The organism is Yoonia sp. (assembly GCF_036770585.1).
Classification (GTDB): Bacteria; Pseudomonadota; Alphaproteobacteria; order Rhodobacterales; family Rhodobacteraceae; genus Yoonia.
Genome location: NZ_DAIPIW010000013.1, coordinates 19942 through 42578 on the forward strand (window position 1 = coordinate 19942; position 22637 = coordinate 42578).

The 22637-nt window shown below is 61.9% G+C and carries 19 protein-coding genes and 1 pseudogene; 9 read left to right on the forward strand and 11 right to left on the reverse strand.

Going from position 1 to position 22637, the window contains the following annotated elements:
* The first annotated feature begins 20 nt into the window (after positions 1-20).
* Positions 21-3467, forward strand: coding sequence for a transcription-repair coupling factor (gene mfd / locus V7N12_RS04255; protein WP_333712914.1), 3447 nt, complete (start codon positions 21-23; stop codon positions 3465-3467).
* A gap of 44 nt (positions 3468-3511) precedes the next feature.
* On the opposite strand, the gene V7N12_RS04260 is transcribed toward mfd, so the two are convergent.
* Both V7N12_RS04260 and V7N12_RS04265 read right to left on the reverse strand, forming a co-directional pair.
* Complete coding sequence (locus V7N12_RS04260; protein ID WP_333712915.1) at positions 3512-4723, reverse strand: multidrug effflux MFS transporter; 1212 nt, start codon at positions 4721-4723, stop codon at positions 3512-3514.
* A complete protein-coding gene (locus tag V7N12_RS04265; protein WP_333712917.1) occupies positions 4720-5364 on the reverse strand; it encodes a DsbA family oxidoreductase in 645 nt (214 codons plus the stop codon). Before V7N12_RS04265 ends, V7N12_RS04260 begins: the two co-directional genes overlap by 4 nt.
* A gap of 158 nt (positions 5365-5522) precedes the next feature.
* Between V7N12_RS04265 and V7N12_RS04270 the strand changes: the two genes are divergently transcribed.
* A complete protein-coding gene (locus tag V7N12_RS04270) occupies positions 5523-6119 on the forward strand; it encodes a helix-turn-helix domain-containing protein (RefSeq protein WP_333712919.1) in 597 nt (198 codons plus the stop codon).
* 82 nt (positions 6120-6201) lie between these two features.
* Here the strand turns inward: V7N12_RS04270 and V7N12_RS04275 are convergent, their stop codons facing one another.
* A complete protein-coding gene (locus V7N12_RS04275) occupies positions 6202-7914 on the reverse strand; it encodes an extracellular solute-binding protein (protein ID WP_333712920.1) in 1713 nt (570 codons plus the stop codon).
* A gap of 373 nt (positions 7915-8287) precedes the next feature.
* Here V7N12_RS04275 and V7N12_RS04280 point away from each other — a divergent pair, with 373 nt between their 5' ends.
* Positions 8288-9061: a 3-hydroxybutyrate dehydrogenase gene (locus tag V7N12_RS04280; RefSeq protein ID WP_333712921.1), complete on the forward strand. Its 774-nt coding sequence runs from the start codon at positions 8288-8290 to the stop codon at positions 9059-9061.
* Positions 9062-9064: 3 nt separating this feature from the next.
* Positions 9065-10099 (forward strand): patatin-like phospholipase family protein, encoded by a 1035-nt coding sequence (locus tag V7N12_RS04285; protein WP_333712922.1) that lies wholly within the window; start codon positions 9065-9067, stop codon positions 10097-10099.
* Here the strand turns inward: V7N12_RS04285 and V7N12_RS04290 are convergent.
* The 5 genes from V7N12_RS04290 to V7N12_RS04310 form a co-directional block, all read right to left on the reverse strand.
* Positions 10092-10694 (reverse strand): LysE/ArgO family amino acid transporter, encoded by a 603-nt coding sequence (locus V7N12_RS04290; RefSeq protein WP_333712923.1) that lies wholly within the window; start codon positions 10692-10694, stop codon positions 10092-10094. The two genes, V7N12_RS04285 and V7N12_RS04290, sit on opposite strands and share 8 nt — an antisense overlap.
* A 3-nt stretch (positions 10695-10697) precedes the next feature.
* Positions 10698-11423, reverse strand: a complete 726-nt coding sequence (locus tag V7N12_RS04295; RefSeq protein WP_333712924.1) for a DUF502 domain-containing protein — start codon at positions 11421-11423, stop codon at positions 10698-10700.
* A 78-nt stretch (positions 11424-11501) separates the two neighbouring features.
* Positions 11502-12407, reverse strand: coding sequence for a pseudouridine-5'-phosphate glycosidase (locus tag V7N12_RS04300; RefSeq protein ID WP_333712925.1), 906 nt, complete (start codon positions 12405-12407; stop codon positions 11502-11504).
* A complete protein-coding gene (locus tag V7N12_RS04305) occupies positions 12404-13297 on the reverse strand; it encodes a PfkB family carbohydrate kinase (protein ID WP_333712926.1) in 894 nt (297 codons plus the stop codon). Before V7N12_RS04305 ends, V7N12_RS04300 begins: the two co-directional genes overlap by 4 nt.
* A 38-nt stretch (positions 13298-13335) precedes the next feature.
* The gene (locus V7N12_RS04310) at positions 13336-14136 is read right to left on the reverse strand and encodes a DUF4198 domain-containing protein (RefSeq protein WP_333712928.1); all 801 of its coding nucleotides are present in this window, start codon (positions 14134-14136) and stop codon (positions 13336-13338) included.
* A 46-nt stretch (positions 14137-14182) separates the two neighbouring features.
* Between V7N12_RS04310 and V7N12_RS04315 the strand changes: the two genes are divergently transcribed.
* The 3 genes from V7N12_RS04315 (at position 14183) to tsf (ending at position 17409) form a co-directional block, all read left to right on the forward strand.
* Positions 14183-15475: a HupE/UreJ family protein gene (locus tag V7N12_RS04315; RefSeq protein ID WP_333712929.1), complete on the forward strand. Its 1293-nt coding sequence runs from the start codon at positions 14183-14185 to the stop codon at positions 15473-15475.
* 206 nt (positions 15476-15681) lie between these two features.
* The gene (rpsB, locus tag V7N12_RS04320; RefSeq protein WP_333712931.1) at positions 15682-16464 is read left to right on the forward strand and encodes a 30S ribosomal protein S2; all 783 of its coding nucleotides are present in this window, start codon (positions 15682-15684) and stop codon (positions 16462-16464) included.
* A 72-nt stretch (positions 16465-16536) separates the two neighbouring features.
* Complete coding sequence (gene tsf / locus V7N12_RS04325) at positions 16537-17409, forward strand: translation elongation factor Ts (RefSeq protein ID WP_333712932.1); 873 nt, start codon at positions 16537-16539, stop codon at positions 17407-17409.
* Positions 17410-17782: 373 nt separating this feature from the next.
* Here tsf and V7N12_RS04330 read toward each other — a convergent pair whose 3' ends face one another.
* The 3 genes from V7N12_RS04330 to V7N12_RS04340 all read right to left on the reverse strand — a co-directional run bounded on the left by V7N12_RS04330 (position 17783) and on the right by V7N12_RS04340 (position 20115).
* Complete coding sequence (locus tag V7N12_RS04330) at positions 17783-18547, reverse strand: autoinducer binding domain-containing protein (RefSeq protein ID WP_333712933.1); 765 nt, start codon at positions 18545-18547, stop codon at positions 17783-17785.
* Positions 18544-18990, reverse strand: coding sequence for a type II 3-dehydroquinate dehydratase (aroQ, locus tag V7N12_RS04335; protein WP_333712935.1), 447 nt, complete (start codon positions 18988-18990; stop codon positions 18544-18546). The genes V7N12_RS04330 and aroQ overlap by 4 nt, the downstream gene beginning before the upstream one ends.
* Before the next feature lie 90 nt (positions 18991-19080).
* Positions 19081-20115 (reverse strand): glycosyltransferase family 2 protein, encoded by a 1035-nt coding sequence (locus V7N12_RS04340; protein WP_333712936.1) that lies wholly within the window; start codon positions 20113-20115, stop codon positions 19081-19083.
* 454 nt (positions 20116-20569) lie between these two features.
* Between V7N12_RS04340 and V7N12_RS04345 the strand changes: the two genes are divergently transcribed.
* Positions 20570-21547, forward strand: coding sequence for a TAXI family TRAP transporter solute-binding subunit (locus V7N12_RS04345; RefSeq protein ID WP_333712937.1), 978 nt, complete (start codon positions 20570-20572; stop codon positions 21545-21547).
* A gap of 114 nt (positions 21548-21661) precedes the next feature.
* Positions 21662-22637: pseudogene (locus V7N12_RS04350) on the forward strand (TRAP transporter permease); the annotation flags it as partial.

The following is a 22637-nucleotide window of genomic DNA, read 5'->3' on the forward strand; positions in this document are numbered from 1 at the left end:
CCAAAGCGTACGTGACCGCCATGTCTCAGCCCGAACACATCACCGTCAGCGGCGCCCCCGAGGGGTTTGACGCGCAGCTTGCGCTTCAGGAAATGCGCAAAGGGGCGCCTGTCCTGCATATCGCGCGTGACGACAAGCGTTTGGCAGCCATGCAGGCCGCGCTGGCCTTCTTTGCGCCCGATGTGCCCGTCTTCGTCTTTCCGGCTTGGGATTGTCTGCCCTACGACCGTGTCTCGCCCAATACCGATATCTCGGCCGCGCGCATGGCGACGCTTGCCGCCCTTGTGCACGGGATGCCCGCGCAGTTCATCCTGCTGACGACGCTGTCCGCCGCAACCCAGCGCGTTCCGGCCCGCAGCCTTCTGCGCGAGGCGGCCTTCACCGCGAAAGTCGGCAGCCGGATCGACGAGGCAGGGCTGCGCGATTTTCTGGTCCGGATGGGTTTCACCCAAAGCCCGACCGTGATGGAACCGGGAGATTATGCCGTTCGGGGCGGCATCATCGACATTTACCCGCCGGGGCAGAACGGGCCGGTGCGGCTGGACCTATTCGGAGACGTGCTCGACGGCGCGCGCCGGTTCGATCCTGCCACGCAGCGGACGACGGAAAAACTGTCAGAGGTCGAACTTGCGCCCGTGTCCGAGGTCATCCTCGACGAGGCCGCGATCACACGGTTCCGGCAGAACTACCGGCTTGAATTCGGTGCGGCCGGCACGGATGACCCGCTTTACGAAGCGGTCAGCGCCGGCCGCAAACACGCAGGTGTCGAGCATTGGCTGGGCTTCTTTCAGGACGATCTGGAAACGCTGTTCGATTACCTGCCCAAAGCGACGATCACGCTGGACGACCAGATGACGCCGATGCGTATTTCGCGCTGGGACAGCATCAACGACCAGTACGAGACGCGCATCCACGCCTTGTCCCAGAAAGGCCGGATCGACACGGTCTACAAGCCCGCGCCGCCAAAGCTGCTTTATCTTGACGATGCGGCATGGCAGCGGGCGGTCGCAGGCCACCGCGTGCTGCAATTCGCGCCTCTCCGGCAGGCGACCGGCATTGGCGTCACCGACGCTGGCGGACGGATCGGGCGCAACTTCGCACCCGAGCGGCAACAGGAACAGATCAGCCTCTTCGGGGCGCTGGCCACGCATATCCGCGCCAAGATGGACGACGGACCGGTCGTCATCGCCAGCTATTCCGAAGGCGCGCGCGAAAGGCTGGAAGGGTTGCTGACGGACGAGGGGCTGGCCGAAACGATCCCAGTGACGGACGTGACGCGCGTAGGCAAATCGGGGCTCTATCTGGCGGTTTGGGCCTTGGATCACGGGTTCGAGACGCCGGAACTGACGGTGATTTCCGAACAGGACGTGCTGGGCGACCGGCTGATCCGGCAGACGAAACGCAAACGGCGGGCCGAGAATTTCCTGTCCGAGACAAACAGTCTGGCACCCGGTGATCTGGTCGTGCACGTCGATCACGGTGTCGGTCGGTTCATGGGGATGGAGGTCGTCACGGCCCTTGGTGCGGCCCATGAATGTCTGCTGCTGGAATATGCCGAAGACGCCAAGCTTTATCTGCCGGTCGAGAACATCGAACTTCTGTCGAAATACGGGCATGAGGTCGGTTTGCTGGACAAACTCGGCGGCGGGGCATGGCAGGCGAAAAAGGCAAGGCTGAAGGAACGCATCCGGCAGATTGCCGAACGTCTGATCCGGGTCGCCGCCGAGCGTGAATTGCGCACGGCCCCCGTGCTCGATCCGCCAGACGGGATGTGGGACCAGTTTCTGGCGCGCTTTCCTTACGCGGAAACCGACGATCAGCTCAGCGCCATCGCCGATGTGCTGGAGGACCTGCAACGCGGTCGCCCGATGGACCGGCTGATCTGCGGCGATGTCGGGTTCGGCAAGACCGAAGTGGCGATCCGCGCGGCTTTCATTGCGGCCCTGTCGGGTGTGCAGGTGGCGATTGTCGCACCCACCACCCTTCTGGCCCGCCAGCACTACCAAAGCTTTGCGGAAAGGTTCCGCGGCTTTCCGGTGACGGTCCGCCCCTTGTCGCGGTTCGTCTCGGCCAAGGACGCCAATGCAACGCGCGAGGGGCTGGCCAATGGCAGCGTCGATATCGTCGTCGGCACCCATGCCATCCTCGCCAAGGGCGTCAGGTTCAGGAACCTCGGGCTTTTGGTCATCGACGAGGAACAGAAATTCGGGGTGCAGCACAAGGAACGGCTCAAGCAGTTGCGGACGGATGTGCATGTGCTGACACTGACCGCGACACCGATCCCGCGCACCCTGCAATTGTCGCTCTCGGGTGTGCGCGATCTGTCGATCATCGGCACCCCGCCCATCGACCGGCTTGCGATCCGGACCTATGTCAGCGAATTCGACAGCATCACCATCCGCGAGGCGCTGCTGCGCGAACATTATCGCGGCGGCCATTCGTTCATCGTCGTCCCGCGCATCGCGGATATGCCCGAAATGGAGGACTTCCTGAAAACGCAGGTGCCCGAAGTCAGCTATGTCACCGCAACGGGACAGATGGCGGCGGGCGAACTCGACGACCGGATGAACGCCTTTTACGACGGCAAATACGATGTCCTGCTGGCGACGACGATTGTCGAAAGCGGTCTCGACATTCCGACCGCGAATACGATGATCGTCTGGCGGGCGGATATGTTCGGGCTCAGCCAGCTTTACCAGATCAGGGGCAGGGTGGGGCGCGCCAAGACCCGCGCCTATGCCTATCTGACCACCAAACCGCGCCAGAAACTGACCGACACCGCCCAAAAGCGGCTGCGGGTGCTGGGCTCTATCGACAGCCTCGGGGCAGGCTTTGCGCTGGCCTCTCAGGATCTGGATATTCGCGGGGCGGGCAACCTTCTGGGCGAGGAACAATCGGGCCAGATGCGCGAGGTCGGATACGAGCTTTACCAGCAGATGCTGGAAGACCAGATCGCCGCGATCCGGTCGGGTGCGGCCGAAGGCATCGTGGATGACGGCCAGTGGTCGCCGCAGATCAATCTGGGCGTCCCTGTCCTGATCCCCGAGGATTACGTGCCTGATCTGGATGTGCGGCTTGGCCTTTATCGTCGCCTGTCCGACCTGTCGAGCAAGGTGGAACTGGAAGGCTTTGCCGCCGAGCTGATCGACCGTTTCGGCAAGCTGCCCAAAGAGGTCAATTCACTTCTGCTGGTCGTGCGGATCAAGGCGATGTGCAAGAAAGCGGGCATCAGCCATCTGGATGCGGGACCCAAAGGTGCGACGATCCGCTTTCACAACGACAAGTTCGCCTCGCCCAAGGGGCTGGTGGACTTCATCGCAGCACAGCGCGGGCTGGCCAAGGTCAAGGACAACAAGATCATCGTGCGCCGCGACTGGGGCAAGGAACGCGACAAGATCGAGGGTGCATTCATCATCGCGCGCGATCTGGCACAGAAGCTGAAGCAAGAGGCGGGCACGCCCGCCTGACTTCGATGCCTCCGGCGGGGATATTTATGGGTCAATAATGCCGCCTAAACCTCGCCCGGCCGCTTGAGCATCGTTGTCAGCCACAGCGACAGGGCGGCGAGGATCAGCGTGCCGACCGCCATCGGCAAGGGTGTGCCGTCGAATTGCAGCGCGATCGGCACGGCGATCAGGACAGCCCCCACCGTCGAGACCGAGGCGATGACCGAGGCCGCAAGCCCCGCGATATGGCCCATCTCTTCCATCCCCAGGGCATTCAGATTGCCGATGGTCAGCCCCGCCTGAAAGAAATTGCTGAGCACCCAGAAGACATAGGCCCCGAAGGCCAGCCAGTAGATATCCGTCGCAAGCGTGACGGCGATCATCACCGTGGTGATCACGATCTGTGCGGTATACATCGCCTTGATCATCGCCCGCATCCCCAGCCGGACCACCAGTCGGGCATTCACAAACCCCGACGAGGCCGCGACAATAGCAATCCCACCGAACCACAGATGAAAGACATCACCCTGACCGAAGGTCTGGTCAAAGACCTGTTGTGTCGAGGACAGCATGCTCAGCAGCATCCCGAAGGTCAGGGTCTGGATCAGGATCGACAGCCGCGCTGTCGGATGCCGGAACATCTCGGCCACGGCATGACCGAGGGCGGCGAAACTCAGGGCCCTGCGGTTCTCCGGCGTCAGGGTTTCAGGCTGGCGGACCAGCAACCAAATCGTCGTCGCAAGCGAAAACACGATGAAGGCGACAAAGATCGCCTCCCATCCGGCAAAGAGGACGATGTAATGGCCCAAAGTCGGCGCAAGCGCGGGGACCAGCGCAAAGACGATCATCACGAAGGACAGGATGCGGGCCATGTCAGGACCGGAATAGAGATCGCGGATCAGGGCCATGGCCACAACGCGCGGGCCCGCCGCACCCAGCCCCTGCACCACGCGGGCGGCCAGCATCACCTCCAGCGTTTGGGCCTGCCATGCGACGACACAGGCCAGAATATAGATCACGGCCCCGCCGATCATCACCGGCTTGCGGCCGAAGGCATCCGATAGGGGGCCAGTGAAAAACGTGCCGACGCCCATGCCCAGCATGAAGGTCGTGACGATCAACTGGGCACGGTTGAGATCATCCGGCGACAGCGCGGCCCCGATCTGGGGCAGGGCAGGCAGCATCGCGTCAATCGAAAAGGCCACGGTCGCAGCGACCATGGCCATCAGGGCGATGAACTCGGCTTGCGGCAGCCGCTTGACGGTTGGGGTTGTCATTCGGGCGCGGCGATCTGTTCCATGATCTCGGTGATCACGCTCACCCATGTCTCAGGCGGTTGCGCCCCAGGGACGGCGTGCTTTTGCGCGACGATGAACGTCGGGACCGCCGACACGCCCATCTTGCGGCTATGGGCATCGCGGGCGCGGATGTCGGCGGTATCCGCATCCGACCCCAGAAGCCGCGTCACCAGTGCTGCATCCATCTCGGCACTATCGGCGATATCGGCGAGAACCTCGTGATCCGAGATATCGCGGCCATCGACGAAATAGGCCTTGAACAGCAGATCGACCACCAGGGATTGGCGTTGCTCGATACCGGCCCAGTGGATCAGCCGGTGCGCGTCGATGGTCGACGGTGTTCTGTGGATCGCTTCCAGATTGATCACCGCGCCGGCCTTTTCCGCCTGCGCGGCGACTGGCGCATAGGCGCGCGCCGCGGCCTCTTTGCCGCCGAACTTGGCTTCAAGATAGGCACGCCGGTCCATCCCTTCGGGCGGCATGTCAGGGTTCAGCTGAAACGGGTGCCATTCGACCACGAAGGGATGATCGGGAAACTGCAGCAGCGCCTGATCCAGATTGGTCTTGCCGATATAGCACCACGGGCAGATCGGATCAGAGATGATATCAAGCTTGACCATGGCGGGGCTTTCTGTCGGCGGATTTTCCCTATCACCTACGGCCCGACAAGGCGGGCCGCAACGGCAAATTTGTCGCCCCGCGATGGCACAGCCAACCGTTGCATGAAACAGCCCCGCGGCTTATTGAAGTCCGATCCGAAGGCAGGCCCAAGAGCGACATGAAAATCGACAGCGACAGAAGCGACGCCGCGACACCCGAACCTCTCGACCTTGGGGCGCGCGTGCGCGAGTTACGAAAGGCCCGCGACTGGACGCTGGAACAGGCAGCCCAGCAGGCGGGGCTTGCGCGGTCCACATTGTCCAAGATCGAGAACGGGCAGATGTCGCCGACCTATGATGCGCTGAAAAAGCTGGCCGTCGGATTGCAGATTTCCGTGCCCCAGCTTTTCACCCCGCCCTCGAAGGGACAGGTCAATGGCCGGATGGCCGTGACGAAAACCGGCGATGAAACCAGCAAGGTCACGACCACCTACGAACATGCGCTTCTGGCCGAAACTCTGACGACCAAGAAGATGCTGCCCTATCGCGCCCGCGTCCGCGCGCGCGCCCTTGAAGATTTCGACGGCTGGGTGCGCCACGACGGCGAGGAATTCCTTTACGTCCTGACCGGACAGGTGCGCCTTTATACCGAGTTTTACGAACCCATCGACCTGCGCCGTGGCGAAAGCGCCTACTATGACGCCACGATGGGGCACAACGTGATCTCCGTCAGCGCCGATGACGCGACGATCCTCTGGGTCACCTCGCTGGGCTGATCCGCCTCATTATTGGCCCATAAATATCCCCGCCGGAGGCATCCTTGCCCGCAAGCAGGGACCGGCGGCAGAGGGGGGCGGATCAGTCCTCATACCACCAGACATCCGGTTGCCAGCCGGGCCAGTCGCCGAAGATCGGGATCTCGTCGGGATAGCGCAGCTCTTTGGCATGGGCGATGCGGCTGATATTCCACTGGTAGATCGGGATCACATAGCGGCCAGCGGTCAGGATCCGGTCCAGCGCCTTGACCGCCGCAACAAAGTCATCCTGACTTTCGGATGTCAGCAGGCGGTTGATCATCGCATCCACCGCCTCGGATCGGACACCCATCAGGTTGCGCCCGCCCGTCACATCGGCGGCCTCCATGCCGAAGTAGCCGAATTGCTCGTTCCCGGGTGAAAGCGACACGGCGACACGGTAGTAGGTCATGTCGAAATTGTAGACGTCGGTGCGTTCCTTGAACTGCGCAGCATCGACGACCGAGACGGTCGGCGTCACACCGATCCGTGCCAGCGATTGCACATACATATCGATGATCGCCTGATTTTCCGACGCCCCCGTCTGCAACAGGATTTCAAACGTAAACGGCTCTCCGGCTGCGTTCTTCATCACGCCGTCCTGCACCGTCCAGCCTGCGGCCTCCATCTGCGCCAAGGCGGCGGCGGTGCCGGCGCGGTTCCGCTCGGTCCCGTCGCTGACGGGCAGGGCGTATCCCTCGATCGTTCCGGGCGTCAGCGCAGCGGCGTAAGGTGCGAGAAATTCAAGCACGCGGCCCTCGGCCGGACCATCGGACATCCCCAAGGGCGAATTCGACCAGAAAGACGTGATGCGCGGCTGGGCCGAGCCGGTCATCGCCTCGTTCACGAATTCGAAATTGAAGACATGCAGCATCGCATCGCGCACCCGCCAATCGGCGAATTGGTCGCGGCGTGTGTTCATCACGAAACCCGTCATCCCGGACGGGCGGGCATGGGGCAGGACCGATTTGACGACATCGCCGCTTTGGACCAGCGGGAAATCGTATTGGCTGTCCCAACGGGCGACATTGAATTCGCGGTTGGTGTTGATCTCGCCCACCTTGAAGGCCTCGAAGGCGGCGGTCTCATCCCCGAAGAACTCGATCCGCAATTCGTCGAGATTGTTCGTCCCGACGCGGAAAGGGACATCAGCGCCCCAATAGTCGGGGTTGCGCCGCAGCGAGACAAAGCGCCCGGGCTCGAAATCGTCGATGATGTAAGGGGACGAGGTGATGGGCACCACCTCGGTCGTGCTTTCGGCGAAATCCACGCCGTCCCATTGGGCCTTTTTCAGGATCGGGCGCAGGCCTGCCAGCAGCGCAAGCTCGCGATCTTCCACGTTGAAGGTGAAGCGGACCGAGCGCGGGCCGGTCTGTTCCATGCTTTCGACACGCTCCCAGAACCCCAGATAGCGGGGATGGCCGACAGTCCCGAGCGTTTCATAGGACCACATCACATCCTCGACGGTGACGGGGCTGCCGTCCGAAAAGCGGGCCTCTTGGCGCAAGGTGAATTCGACCCATTCACGATTCGGGCCGGTCTCGATCGATTCGGCCAAAAGTCCGTAAAGCGAGAAGGGTTCATCCAGCGTCCGCCCCATCAGGCTTTCGCCGATCAGGAACCGCAATTGCCATGGCGTGCTGCCCTTGCGGATGAACGGGTTGAGGCTGTCGAAGCTGCCGACATTGGATTCGACCAGCCGTCCGCCCGTCGGCGCATCGGCATTGGCGTAAGGAAGGGACACAAAATCAGGTGGTAGGACAGGGTCGCCATACATAGCTATGCCATGTTGCGGTTCGGCAATGGCGCTTGCCGCAAAGAGACTGAAAGCTGCGCCCGCAACATATCGACGCAGTTTCGTTGGAAATGAATGCAACATGGCCCGTAACCCCCGGCTGTTTTGTTCTTTCTTGTTATCGGATCGTAAAGAGGGTTCCCAAGCTTTTCAAACTTTTAGCTTGGACCCAAGCGACGGATTGCTTATAAAGAGGGCACTGCTCGATAGGTTTCTTGCCTGTATGAAACCTGCCTCAATAACTACACGCCCGCCTTGTGCGGGCGTTTTTTTTCGTGTTTTTCTTGGCTGCGGTGGCATTTGCAGGTGCAGCATATACACTGGCCCCGAAGCAAGAGAATCGGAGGGTAAGACCATGTCACTGGCAGGAAAAACCGCTGTCATCACCGGATCGAACTCTGGGATCGGACTGGGGGTCGCCCGCGAATTGGCGAAGGCCGGGGCGAATGTGGTGCTGAACTCGTTCACCGACCGCGACGAAGACCACGCACTTGCCGCTGAAATCGCCAAGGTCTGCGGCGTCGAGGCGAAATATGTGCAGGCCGATATGTCCAAAGGCGAGGATTGCCGCCGTCTGGTCGTCGAGGCGGGCGGCTGCGACATACTGGTGAACAATGCAGGGATCCAGCATGTGGCGCCGGTGCAGGAATTCCCTGCGGACAAATGGGACGCGATCATCGCCATCAACCTGACGTCGGCCTTTCACACGACAGCCGCCGCCGTGACGGGCATGCGCGAGCGCGGCTATGGCCGGATCATCAATATCGCCTCGGCCCACGGCCTGACGGCATCGCCCTACAAATCGGCCTATGTCGCCGCCAAGCACGGGATCGTGGGGTTCACCAAGACAATCGGTCTGGAAACCGCCCGCGATCCGATCACCTGCAACGCAATCTGTCCGGGCTACGTGCTGACCCCGCTGGTCGAATCGCAGATCCCCGACACGATGAAGGAATACGACATGTCCCGCGAGGATGTGATCGAACAGGTCATGTTGCAGCGTCAGCCGTCCAAGGAATTCGCCACGGTCGAGCAATTGGGCGGCACCGCGGTCTTCCTGTGCTCGGAGGCCGCCGCACAGATCACCGGCACGACGATCAGCGTCGATGGCGGCTGGACGGCGCTCTAGCCCATGGTCACGCGGATCAATCTGGCCCTGCAGGGCGGCGGCGCGCATGGGGCCTTTACCTGGGGTGTGCTGACGCGCCTGTTGCAAGAGGATGATCTGGAATTCGCCGCCATCTCGGGCACCTCGGCGGGCGCGCTGAATGCGGCAGCACTCAAGTCCGGATGGATTTCCGGCGGGCGGGAAGGGGCAATCCAGAACCTTGCCTGGCTTTGGGAACAGGTGGGGGCGCTGACCGATCCGTTCATCGCAGGCTGGCTGGATGCCGCCGCGCCGACGGTCGACTTCTGGGCCAAATCGCTGAAGTATTCGCCCGCCTATGTGGGGTTCGACATGACGACGCGCATGTTTTCCCCCTATGTCTATGGCGACTTCGCGCGCAATCCTCTGGAACGTATCGTCACCCAGTTTCACTACGATGCGGTCTGTGCGAAAGGCGGGCCCGCGCTTTATGTCGGGGCGACCAATGTGCGAACGGGCAAGATCAAACTGTTTTCGGGGGATGAAATCAGCCCCGAGGCGATCATGGCCTCGGCCTGCCTGCCAAGCCTGTTTCAGGCGGTCGAGATCGAAGACCCCGCGACCGGCAAGACCGAGGCCTATTGGGATGGCGGCTATACCGGCAATCCGGCGCTCTTTCCGCTTTTCGAGGCCGACCTGCCCGATGACATCCTGATCGTGAACATCAATCCCTTGCGCCGCGACGCGCTTCCGACCGACAGCCAGTCGATTGCGAACCGGATCAACGAGATCAGCTTCAACAGCTCGCTTTTGCGCGAATTGCGCGCGATTGCTTTCGTGAAGCGGCTGATCACGGAAGGGGCGATCAAGCGGGGCACGATGAAAGACGTGCTGGTCCACATGATTTCGGACGATCCACTGATGAACGCGCTGAACGTCGCCACAAAGACGATCCCGGCACCAGTCGTGCTTGCCCGTCTGAAAGCGGCGGGTGAAGCGGCGGCCGAAACATTCCTGTCGGATCACCGCAAGGATCTGGGCAAGCGCAGCTCGCTTGATCTGCACGCCATGTTCAACTGATCAGTTTGATCGCCAACCCGCACATCAGAACACCGATCGTCACATCGAGCACCTGCCACGCCCGCGCCGACCGCATCACCGGCGCAAGCAACCGCGCGCCGTAGCCAAGACCGAAGAAGAACAGAAACGAGGCAGTCGCCGCCCCTGCCGCAAAGGCGGCCTTGGCGGCGATACCCGCATATCCGGTGGAAATCGCACCCATGACGACCAGCGTATCCAGATAGACATGCGGGTTCAGCCAGGTGAAGGCAGCACAGGTCGCCAGAGCCGCCCAGAGACCGACAGGCTTGCCGGACAAGACGAAGTCGTAGCTATTCTGATAGGCGGCCCGAAACCGCATGATGCCGTAGGCGAACAGAAACGCCGCGCCACCCAATGTCATGATCACGGGCAGTGACGGGTAGCTTTCCACGATGATCCCGAACCCCGCCACGCCGGCGACGATCAGGATCAGATCGGACATCGCGCAAAACAGGCAAAGCCAGAACACATGCGACCGCGCCAGCCCCTGCCTAAGCAGAAATGTGTTTTGCGGACCGAACGCGACAATAAAGGCCGCGCCGGTGGCGAAACCCGTCAGGGCAGGAACAAGCATCGGTCAACTTTCGGGGTTCGAGACCTGCACAGGATCTTTCCCGTTGGGGTAAACCAGACCCGCCGAGATCACCAGCTTGGCCGCATCCTCGACCGACATGTCGAGAACGATGACATCCCGTTGCGGCACAAAAAGCAGAAAGCCCGAGGTCGGGTTCGGCGTGGTCGGCAGGAAGACCGTCACGATCGGTTCGCCCAGATTGAGCTTGCCGTCGATCTCGCCCTTGGCATTGATCGAGATGAAGCCAATCGCCCAGATGCCCTTGCGCGGGTATTCGACGAGACAGGCCTTGTCGAACGAGGTTTCCTGTTGCGAGAACACCGTCTCGGCGATCTGTTTGACCGCATTGTAGATCGAGCGGACGATCGGTGTGCGATCAACCAGCCGTTCTCCCCAAGCGATGAACGACCGCCCGATCAGCCCCTTGCCGATCCAGCCGACCAAGACCGTAAAGATCAGAAAAACGACAACGCCCAAGCCGCGCACGTTGATGAAAATCTCTTCGCCGGCAGGACGACCCAGAAACCGGTTCAGCAAAGCATCCGGGTGGTAGGCCTGTGGCACGAAGGGCCAGACCCAGCTGTCGACCCAACCGACGACGGTCCAGATCAGCCAGATGGTCAATCCGATCGGGGCGACGATGATCAGGCCGGCAAGAAAATTGCTGCGCAGCCGCGTGAACATTCCCGGCTTGCGGGGCTTGTGGTCTTCTTGCAGCGGGTTCGACATGATACCCTTCCGTCTGTCATTCTGCGTTATCTATGCTCAGATCAAGACGGCGGCAAGATGGTGCCTGCGTGCCATGATTCAATTCGCCAGAGCGACGGCAATCTGTGCGGCAAGGCGCGCATTATTGCGCACCAGTGCGATGTTCGCCGCAAGAGAGCGGCCTTCGGTCAGTTCGAAAATCCGTCCAAGCAGGAACGGCGTGACCGCCTTGGCGCTGACGCCTTGGGCCTCGGCCTCGGCCAAGGCCCGCGCGATGATCGGGTGCAGAACCTCGGCGGGGATTGCGTCGGCGTCCGGAATCGGATTGGTGACCAGTTGCCCGCCGGAGAGACCCATCGCGGCACGCATCTTGTGTGCTGCCGCGATCTCTGCGGCGGTATCCATGCGCAGCGGGGCAGGGATGTCGGATTGCGCCGACCAGAAGGCCGGGATGCTGTCCTGACCAAAGGCGATCACAGGCACACCGAGCGTTTCCAGCACCTCGAAGGTCTTGGGCAGATCGAGGATAGCTTTCGCACCGGCGGCGACGACAGTCACCGGGGTTTGTGCCAGTTCGTGCAGGTCGGCGGATATATCAAAGCTCGTCTCGGCCCCGCGATGCACACCACCGATCCCGCCTGTGGCGAAGACATGGATGTCCGCCAGATGCGCCGCGATCATTGTCGCCGCGACAGTCGTGGCACCGGTCCCGCCCGATGCGATGCATGCTGCGATATCGGCCCGCGACAGTTTGGCGACGCCCTCTGCCTGACCAAGCGCGTCCAGTTCATCCGCTTCCAGACCGATATGAAGCTTGCCGCCCATGACCGCGATCGTCGCGGGCACTGCCCCTGCCGCGCGGATGTCGGCCTCGACCAGACGCGCGGTCTCGACGTTCTGCGGAAAGGGCATGCCATGGGTGATGATCGTGCTTTCAAGCGCCACGACGGCTGCGCCACTGGCCCGCGCGGCGGCGACTTCGGCACTATATTGCAAGGGGATCATAATGGCGTTTCTCCTGACACGTAGGTTGCGGCAGCATTCAGCGCCCGTCCCAGTGCGGCAACGCGATCCATGCCTTCCGCCTCCGAGGCGATATGGGCGGCCATGAAGGTATCGCCTGCGCCGGTGACGCGCGTCACCATGACCTCGGGCGGTGTCGCCGTGATCGTGTCGCCTGCGGTGCATTCCGCCGCCCGATTGCCCCCGTCCGTGACAAGCACCCGATGCGCACCGCGCGCGATCAGCGCGGTCGCGGCCTCGGGGGCGCTGTCGAATGTGGTCTGACAGATCAAGCCTGCCTCTTCGAGGTTCACATAAAGCGTCGCCGTCGGGTGATCGACCAGCGCCAGCAGACGTTCGGCCTTGCCGGGGGACGCTGGCGCCACCCGCAGGTCGGCATCGCGGAACAGCGGTGAGGTGGCGATGGTCTGCAGCAAGTCTTCGGTCAGGTTGCCGTCCAGCGCCACCAGCCCCCTGAAGGGCTGATCGGGCCGCCCCAGCCGTCCATCCGCCAAGGGGCGCAGGATCTTGTCACCCGCCGCTTCCAGCGAATGGGCGTCGGCCACCGCCGCAATCAGGCCGTTGGCCCCCTCGATCGCCATATAGATATCCGTGGGCAGGTCATCCGACCGATAGACATGATCGCAGATCATGCCCATGCGCAGCACCTCGCCCATCAGTTCCTCGCCTTCGGCATCACGTCCGATGGTGGTCAGCAGGGCAGGCGTCATCCCGAAGCGGCGCAACGTCATGGCGATATTCATCGCCACCCCGCCCGGCAGGCGGGTGATCCGCCCCGGCACGTCCGATCCGAGGCGCATATGGCTTGCGGTGCGCCCGATCACGTCCCACAGGACCGAGCCAATGCAAAGAATGTCAGGTGTCTTGGTCATATGCCGCAAATGACCCAAAGCGGCGGCGCGCGCAATATCTACTCTGGCACGGCGAAGGTCAGGTTCGCCCAGAGCGTTTCCCAGACGGTGCCGGTGGTGGCCGCCTCTTCGGCGCTGGGTTCGCGCAGGACAACGGCATCGACCATGTAGCTGAACCCTTGGCGGACCGGAAAGGTGCCGATCCCGTTCTCGTCGGTGCGGTAGAGACTGATCGCGACGTTGCCCCTTGCGTCTTTCTCGAAAATCTCGATCTGCGCATCGGCGCGGACATCGTTGCGGTAGAAGACCTGCACCTGCATCCCGTCGGTCAGATCATCGGTGTAGGGGTTGGTCAGCGCGACGATCTCGGTTTCCAGGCCGACACGCCGGTCCGCACCCTCGGCAGAGCCGACACCGAACAATGTCTTGGAATAGCGCGAATAAAGTTCCCCGAAGTTTTCCATCGACAGCCCGCGCGCCTGATGCAGCGACAGGACATCGCCAAAGTCCTTGTGATCGACAAAGCGCTGGAATTTCTCCCAGTTCTCGTAGTTCACCGTGGCGTTGCGCGCCTGATAGGCCGCGATGTTCAGCCCCTCGGCCAGCGGCGGGACGTTCATCGCAGGCGAATCCCCCAGACGCCCTTGCACCCGCGCCGCGTCTTCGCCCGCGAAAAGCACGAAATTCTCGTGGCGTTGCGGCAGGTATGGCTGTTTGGCCCCTGCGAACGCTTCGCCATTGACAAGATGCGCCTCTAATCTACCGTCCGCGCCGACTTGGTAGTCAAGCGGTTCGATCCAGAACTCATGTGCGACGGCAGGCGTGGCGACAAGACCAATCACGAGGGCGAGAATGCGCATCTTCATTTCCTTATGCAGTCACGCCAAACTGTCATGGGCAGCCTTGGTGTCAAGCGTCCTGCTGCTTTGGATCACGCTTGCGTCAACGGCAGCGGCGCACGAGGTCCTGCCCTCCATCGCCGACATGCGGCAGGAGGACGGCGTTCTCATCTTCGAGGTGCGGGCCAGTCTTGAAAGCTTCATCGCAGGCATCGACCTTGCCGCGACGTCCGATACCAATGAAACGCCGCAAGCGGTGCGCTATGACGCGCTGCGCGCACTGCCACCCGCGCGGCTGGCAGAGGAATTCCGCGCCTTCTGGCCCCTCATGGCCAGTGGTCTGACGATCACGGCGGACGGCATGGCGCTGGTGCCCGAACTGGACGACGTCTTTGTCGATCAGGTCGGCGATACCGACCTTGTGCGGACCTCGTCGTTTACCTTCACGGCCGCATTGCCGGAAGGGGCCGAAACGGTTCAGGTCGGCTGGGCTGCCAATTTCGGGGTTCTGGTGCTGCGCCAGATGGGTGTTCCGGCGCCCTATGACGGCTACCTGCAAGGCGGGGCGCTCTCGGCAGAGATCGCGCTGCAGGGCGGCGGGCAGGCATCGGGTTGGGACACTTTCGTCGGCTATATCCCTGTCGGTTTCGACCATATCGTGCCCAAGGGTCTCGACCATATCCTTTTCGTGCTGGCCCTGTTCTTTCTGGCCGCCCGGATGCGGCCGCTGATCATCCAGATCTCCCTTTTCACCGTCGCGCATACGATCACGCTGGCGCTGGCGGCGCTGGGCATCTTCAGCCTGCCGGGCGCCATCGTGGAACCCCTGATCGCCGCATCCATCGTCTTTGTGGCGGTCGAGAACATCTGGGCGAAGGGCCTTACACCCTGGCGGCCGTTCATCATCTTCGCTTTCGGCCTGCTGCATGGGCTTGGCTTCGCCTCGGTCCTTGCCGAATTCGGACTGCCCGATGAGACGTTCATCGCCGCCTTGATCGGCTTCAACGTCGGGGTCGAGATCGGCCAGCTTTTCGTCATCGCCATCATGGCCCTCTGTGTCTGGCAGGCCCTGCGGATCGATCGCGGCGCAGCCGAGGTCGGGCGTGGATATGCGATTTATCTGGGCCTGCTGGTCGGCGCGGTCGCCCTTGGCATCCTCAATCCGGCAAGCCTCGTGGCATTACTCGAAAATCCGGTCTGGATCTTCTCTGTCCCGCTTGCTGGCGTCTTCGGCCTTTGCATCATGTCGATCCGGTTTCGCGACCAAGCGGACGCCTACCGCCGGATCGTGGCGGTTCCTGCCTCGCTCGCCATCGCTTTCGTCGGGGCCTACTGGTGCGTTGAACGGGTGTTTCTCTAGCCACCGGACTTCTTTCTCCCGCGAAACTCCCGCCGGAGGCATTCCAAGGCTTGCAACGCCCCGCGACCCCCGTTATGAGGCGCGCACTTAATCCCGCAGGCGGGGGCGGGTCCGATGGGGAGACATCCCAAAGGATCCACCGGTTGTCCCGGACGTGTTCCGGAATGATCCCCCGCCGAGGCTTGAAACCGGAAAAGGAAAACGACATGGCTCTTCCCGAGTTCACCATGCGTCAGCTGCTTGAGGCTGGCGTTCACTTCGGTCACCAGACCGCCCGCTGGAACCCCAAGATGGACAAATACATCTACGGGTCGCGCAATGGCATCCACATCATGGACCTGACACAGACTGTTCCCATGTTGGATCAGGCGCTGCAGGTCATCCGCGAAACAGTCGCCAAGGGCGGCCGGATCCTCTTTGTCGGCACCAAGCGTCAGGCCGCCAAGCCGATCATGGAAGCCGCCGAGAAATCCGCGCAATTCTACATGAACCACCGCTGGCTTGGCGGCACGCTGACCAACTGGCAGACCGTGTCGCAGTCGATCAACCGCCTCAAGGCCATCGACGAGGCGGCCGAGCACGGCTTTACCGGCCTGACCAAGAAAGAGCGTCTGGGCATGGAGCGCGAGCAGGGCAAATTGCAGGCCTCGCTTGGCGGTATCCGCGAAATGGGCGGCGTGCCTGACCTTCTGTTCGTCATCGACGTCAACAAGGAAGACCTCGCCATCGCCGAAGCCAACAAGCTGGGGATCCCCGTTGTGGCTGTTGTCGATACCAACTGCTCGCCTGCGGGTGTGGACTATGTGATCCCGGGCAACGATGACGCCGCCCGCGCCATCGCGCTTTACACCGATCTGGCCGCGCGTGCCGCCCTTGACGGCATGACCGCGCAACTGGGTGCGGCCGGTGTCGATATGGGCGCCATGGAAGAACTGGCCGAGGAAGTGATCGCAGAAGAAGCCGCCGCCGAAGAAGCGACCGCCGGCTGAGCGTCACAAAACTGACAGGGCAGGGGCGCTATGCCCCGCCCATTCCAACAAGACCTCTTGAGGAGAAACACGATGGCGATCACCGCTGCAATGGTGAAGGAACTGCGCGAAAGCACGGGCGCAGGCATGATGGACGCAAAGAAGGCACTGACCGAAACCGATGGCGACATGGAAGCCGCCGTTGACTGGCTGCGCACCAAGGGCCTTGCGAAGGCCGCAAAGAAATCCGGCCGGACAGCGGCCGAAGGACTTGTGGCCGTGGCCGTCGATGGCGGCACGGGGGTCGCGGTCGAGGTGAACTCGGAAACCGACTTTGTCGCAAAGAACGCCGACTTCCAGAAAATGGTCGCAGGCATCGCGCAGGCCGCACTGGGTGCCGCCGATCTCGACGGTCTGAAAGCGACCCAGATCAACGGCAAGTCGGTCGAACAGACCGTCACTGATGCCGTCGCTGTCATCGGCGAGAACATGTCGGTCCGCCGCATGAACAAGCTGGAAGGCGGCAAGGTCGTCACCTACGTGCACAACGCCGCTGCCGAGGGCATGGGCAATATCGGCGTTCTGGTCGCCATGACCGGCGATGACGAGGGTTTCGGCCGTCAGGTCGCCATGCACATCGCCGCCGCGAACCCTGCCGCACTCTCCGAGGCGGATCTTGACCCCGCCATGGTCGAGAAGGAAAAGCAGGTCCAGATGGACATCGCCCGTGAAAGCGGCAAGCCCGAAGCCGTGATCGAAAAGATGATCGTCGGCCGCATGAAGAAATACATGGCCGAAGTCACGCTTCTCAGCCAGCAGTTCGTCGTCAATCCCGACCTCACCGTTGCGGATGCCGCGAAGGAAGCGGGCGTCGAAATCACCGGTTACGTCCGTCTGGCCGTGGGTGAAGGGATCGAGAAGAAAGAAGAAGACTTCGCCGCCGAGGTCGCCAAGCTCAACGCTTGATCACAACATCTTTCGAGAAACGCAAAGGGCGGTCTGTGTGAACGGACCGCCCTTCGTCGTCGGGGGAGAAGCTGTCGGACAACCCCATCGACAAGGACCTAACCGACATGCCCGCCTCTTTGCGCAATCGGGAGGCGGAAAAGAGGCCGAACGCTTGGTGCGTCCGGCAAACCTTCCACACCAAGCTACCGGTTAACCGGAACAAGCCAACAAGAGCCCTGATATCGCAGGGGTTGTCGGCTCTGATCCAGGGCCCAAGGCCCACACTCACGGAACAAATGAACAGTGCCACATGACGCAAGGGCAACAAAGTCAGGGAAACCTGACCTGATGGGTCAGGGGACCTATCCTTTTGGACAGGTCAGGTCCTGCGCTACCGCTTTTCGGGCGCGACGACGAACATCTGGTTATGAAGTGCGGCCTTCAGCACCGCCTGTGCCGTTGTCTCGACGCCCAGTGCCTCGCGGGCGAGGCGAAGGTGCTTTTCCACCGTGGCAGGCTTGCGTCCCAGCAAAACGGCGATGTCCATCACCGACTTGCCGTCGCCGACCCATTGCAGCACCTCGCGTTGGCGGTTGGTCAGCTTGCAACCCACAGCCTGCGGAAGCGTCTGAACCTTGAGATGCATGACGTTGTTCAACAACAGGATTTCCCTGCCGCGTATCGCCCAGATCTGATCCACTTCATCCTGGGTCATGCCAGATGCAGCCGTCAGCGCGATTGCCCCTTTCACCCGCAACGACACCGACCGAAAACTGATCGTATATCCGGCGGTGACCCCCATGGATTTGTTGAATTCCAGCACCCGGCGCTCAGAGGCCGTCAGACGGTCGTCATGCGCCTTCTGGTGCATCCACTGCCAACTGCAAGCGCCCTCGTGCTCCAGCGCCCACCGCAGCATGGGGGCGTCCTTGTTAAGACCGCCTTTGACAAAAGAATTCATGTATTCATGGGTTTGCGACGACAAGATCATCCAGTCACTCGGGCTGCCCACAGACGCCGAACCGCCATGACGGGTGAAGCCGTAGATCAGCCGGTCGAAACCGTAGGTTCGCATCTTCGCCTTGTGCAGTGTCCAAAGATCCTCGACATCGGTGGTCGCAACCATCTCATCCAAGGTCTGGATCAGATCGGTCATTCATCGGCGCCAAGGTGCGCGAGCAAGGCATCAATGGCAAGCGGGTAGCCCGCCGCGCCGAACCCGCAAATCTGGCCCACAGCAACGGGCGCAATGAACGAGCGATGCCGGAACGCCTCGCGTGCGTGGATATTGGACAGGTGCAATTCGACAACGGGCAGCATGGTGCTTGAAATCGCATCCATCAGTGCCACGGATGTATGGGTATAGGCGCCGGCATTCAGAACCACGCCGGCAAAGACACCGCGGGCTGCGTGAAGCTGATCGACCAGCGCGCCCTCGTGATTGCTCTGGACGCAAGTGACCGCGATCCCGCGCTCTTGCGCCCGCGCATGGCACATGGCTTCAATCTCGGCGAGCGTGGTCGCGCCGTAGACCTCGGGCTGGCGCGTGCCCAACAGGTTGAGGTTCGGGCCGTTCAGGATAAGGATTTTTTGCGTCATGCAGTTTGCTAGCACCCGGCCCACGGACTGCAAACGAATTTCTGCGGCAAAAGGGGCAACAAACGCGGGGTGAATGGCAGATTTACAACTTTACGGCTTCGTCTTGCTTCGCAATGCACGCCGCAACCGGACCAGTTGATTGAAGAGCTGTTCCTGATCCCCAAGGGGCAGGGGGCAGGTCGGGGCCACCTGCAACAGCGTAGTATAGAGATTGAAGACCTCGGGATCCGCAAGCAGGGCCGCGATCCTGCCTTGCCGCCAAGCGACACCCTCTGCATGCAGACCGGCCAGGGTCGGGTCCTTGTGAAAGGCATCGACACGGCGGGACACCGCAGCCGCATGGCGCAGGATCGAGCGATCCTCCGCTGCCGCGAAATTCCGTTCCACCCAATAAGCAAGGTCGATCGGATCGGTGTGATGGTTCGGCTTGCCACGGTCGCGCTTGACCAGAAATGATTCAATGGATCCAAGCGCATAGTGATTGATTTGCGCCAATCCATAACGGGCGCCGCGCTGAAACTGATAGGTGGCACGGGCCGCGCGGTCAGGCTGTCCGTTGCCATCGCACCACCGGTCCGCAGTGCCGGACTTTGGTCGATGAACACCCAAGTCGACGTCTTCGCCATCCGCCTTGAAGAGCGACTTGTATTGCACCGCGCGCCAGGGCCAGATCATCGCCTCGGGTGCGGCTTGGGTGAATTGCGTGATGACCGGGCGATCCTCGAACCGGCGGACACCGGCATTGCCGAACATCCGCCAGGGAATCGCAAAGCCCGCAGCCTCGGGGCGCGCGCCAAGGAGATCGGCCAGCAATCCTTGTCCCACATGAATATTCAGGAATTCATCGACATCGGCCACGAAGATCCAGTCGGCAGATCGTGTCAACGGGTGACGCCGGGCCTTGTTCAGCGCGCGCCATTGCACCGGCTTTTTCCCGCCCGAGTGGCTGCGCAGGTGCACGACATGGCCCAGTTCGGCCAGCCGGTCGAGCAGCAGATCGGTGCCGTCGTCGCAATCATTGGTATAGATCAGGAAATCGGTGAAGCCGATGTGCTGGTGGTAGGCAATCCACTCGAGCACGAAGGGCGCCTCGTTGCGCATGGAAGTGATGATGAGATTGCGCATGATCGCCCTTGGTGCATATCGCACGATTGGTAGGTGACGAAGGGCCGGTCGTCAAACCCGGGGCGCTGATCGAAATGGCGCGACGGGGGATTTGCCGATGATCGTCAATGCGTTGACGGCTAAAGCTGTTTGGCCGTGCGCAATCTGACGCGCTGGGCCTCGCGCAACCCTGATTGCATTTTTTACATAATACTGATTATGCGATAACTGGATGATCGTTCGGCCTCGCGCGAAGCCGCAGGAATATGCGCTGACCCCTTCCGACCATGCCACAACCCCAAGCCCCCCGAGATGGCGAATATGTGAAACTATTAACGCAAACACTTTCCCATCCGGCTGGTGAACAGCGTGATCGTTCTGGACCATCGCGACGCAGAGCCTATAACAGGCGATGTGATTGGGTCACGAAACCGATCCGGGAGGGATCGGATAACCTATAGTGGAGGAACCACGCATGAAACTAGTAGCGATTCTCGCAACCACCGCGCTGACCGCGACGGCAGTGGCCGCGCAGGACCGGACCGGCTGGCCTGACAGCTTTACCGTCGGCACGGCGTCTCAGGGCGGCACATTTTTCGTCTATGGCTCTGGCTGGGCAAACCTCGTCGCCAATGAGCTTGGCATCACCGGCGGCGGCGAAGTCACCGGCGGCCCCATGCAGAACATGGCGCTAGTGCATTCGGGTGACGCGCAGTTCGGCCTGACCACAATGGGCCCTGCCGCGGAATCCTATGCCGGCACCAACCCGATTGCGCCGGGTCTGCAAATGACCAACGCCTGTGCGATGTTCCCGATGTATCAGACGCCCTTCTCGGTGACTGCACTGTCATCGACGGGCATCGAGCAGATCGAGGACATCCCCGCCGGTGCGCGCATCGGTTTCGGTCCGGCCGGTTCGACATCGGACACCTACTTCCCGCTGATGCTGGAAGCCCTCGGCGTTGAATTCGAGCGCCGCAACGGTGGCTGGGATGACCTTGGTGGTCAGCTTCAGGATGGTCTGCTGGACGTGATCGCCTTTGCAGCCGGTGTTCCAATTCCGGCCGTCTCGCAGCTCGAGGTTCAGACGGACATCAACATCATCGAATTCACCGAAGAAGAGCAGGCCCAGATTATCGCGGCCTTCCCCGTCTCCGGCTTCGAGATCGCCGAAACCACCTATTCCACGCTAGGGGCCCCTGCCCGGTCCGTGGCCATGTGGAACTTCGCCATTGCGAACTGTGACCTGCCTGAATCCTTTGTCTATGCGGTCACCGACATCGTGATGTCCGACAACGAGCGCATGGTCGGCATCCACGCCTCGGCACGCGAGACCCTGCCGATCCATTGGGACAAGAACACATCGCTGAACTGGCACCCCGGTGCGGCACGCTGGTTCACCGAGAATGCGGGTGCGGACATCCCCGCCGACCGCATCCACGGCGCGATGTAACGACTGGATGGGGCGGCCTTGCGCCGCCCCGTTTTCATGCAGCGGTAAAGTCAGACCAAAAAGGCGCGCCGCCAGACGATGGATGGTCAACGCACCATTCGGGGGGGAACAAAAATGACAAATACGACAAGCCAGACCGGACAGGTCATCGCCGAAGGCGTGGATGAAGAACCGGTCGAGGCCAATCGCCGCCTCTTTACCGGTCGCTCTTACACGCTGATCGCCCTTTTGGCGTTTCTCTATGCGGCGTTTCACATGGCCGCGCTGAATGGTTTGTCGGTCAGTGGCGTGATCGCCATGCCCTGGTCGATCCAGGCCGATCTTGCCGCGCGCGAGGCACAGGGCGGGTTCGAGGACCTCCGCGATGCTCTTGGGCCTGCGGGTGAAGAATTCTCGGGCAACAGCGTGCGCCGCCTTCTGGTTCTGGCCGAAGAGGTCGCCTTGACCGCCGAGAACGCCGACGAGATCACCGCGCTCAGCACCGGGATCGCAGCCGCCCAAGAGAGGGCGACCGATCTGGGCCGCACGGCACGCGACGTCCAGCGCACTTGGGCGAACCGCCTGCCCTTCCTGCCGACCCTGCCGATGGAGCCGTGGAACTTTCGCATGATCCATATCGCGGGCGCACTGGCGCTGGGGTTCGTGATTTTCTCGGCCTATGGGTTTCCTTCCAACGCGCCGCCTGCCGCGCAAACCCGCATCGTGCGTGTCATTGCGGGGGCCCTTGCGCTGCCTGCCCTGATCGCGGCCTTCACCGTCGTCGGTTTCATCCAGTTTCTGGGGTCGGATCAGGTGATGGAAATGGGCGGCAGACCGCTCTGGATGTCGGGAACCGCCATTCCCGAAACCTTCGCCGTCTACGACTGGGTCTATCAACGCGAAATCTGGTGGTTCGGTGTGCCCCTGCTGGTCGCCACATTCGGCGCCATCATCACCAGCTGGTTCGAGCGTCGCGACCGCGACGGTTTTCCCGTCTCGGACATCGTTCTGGGCCTTTGCGCCTTTATTGTCGCCTTCTATCTGATCCCGATCTATGGCACCGCCGCGCGCAATGCCGTGGGCACAGCACAGGTGCCGATCGGGGTGGCCT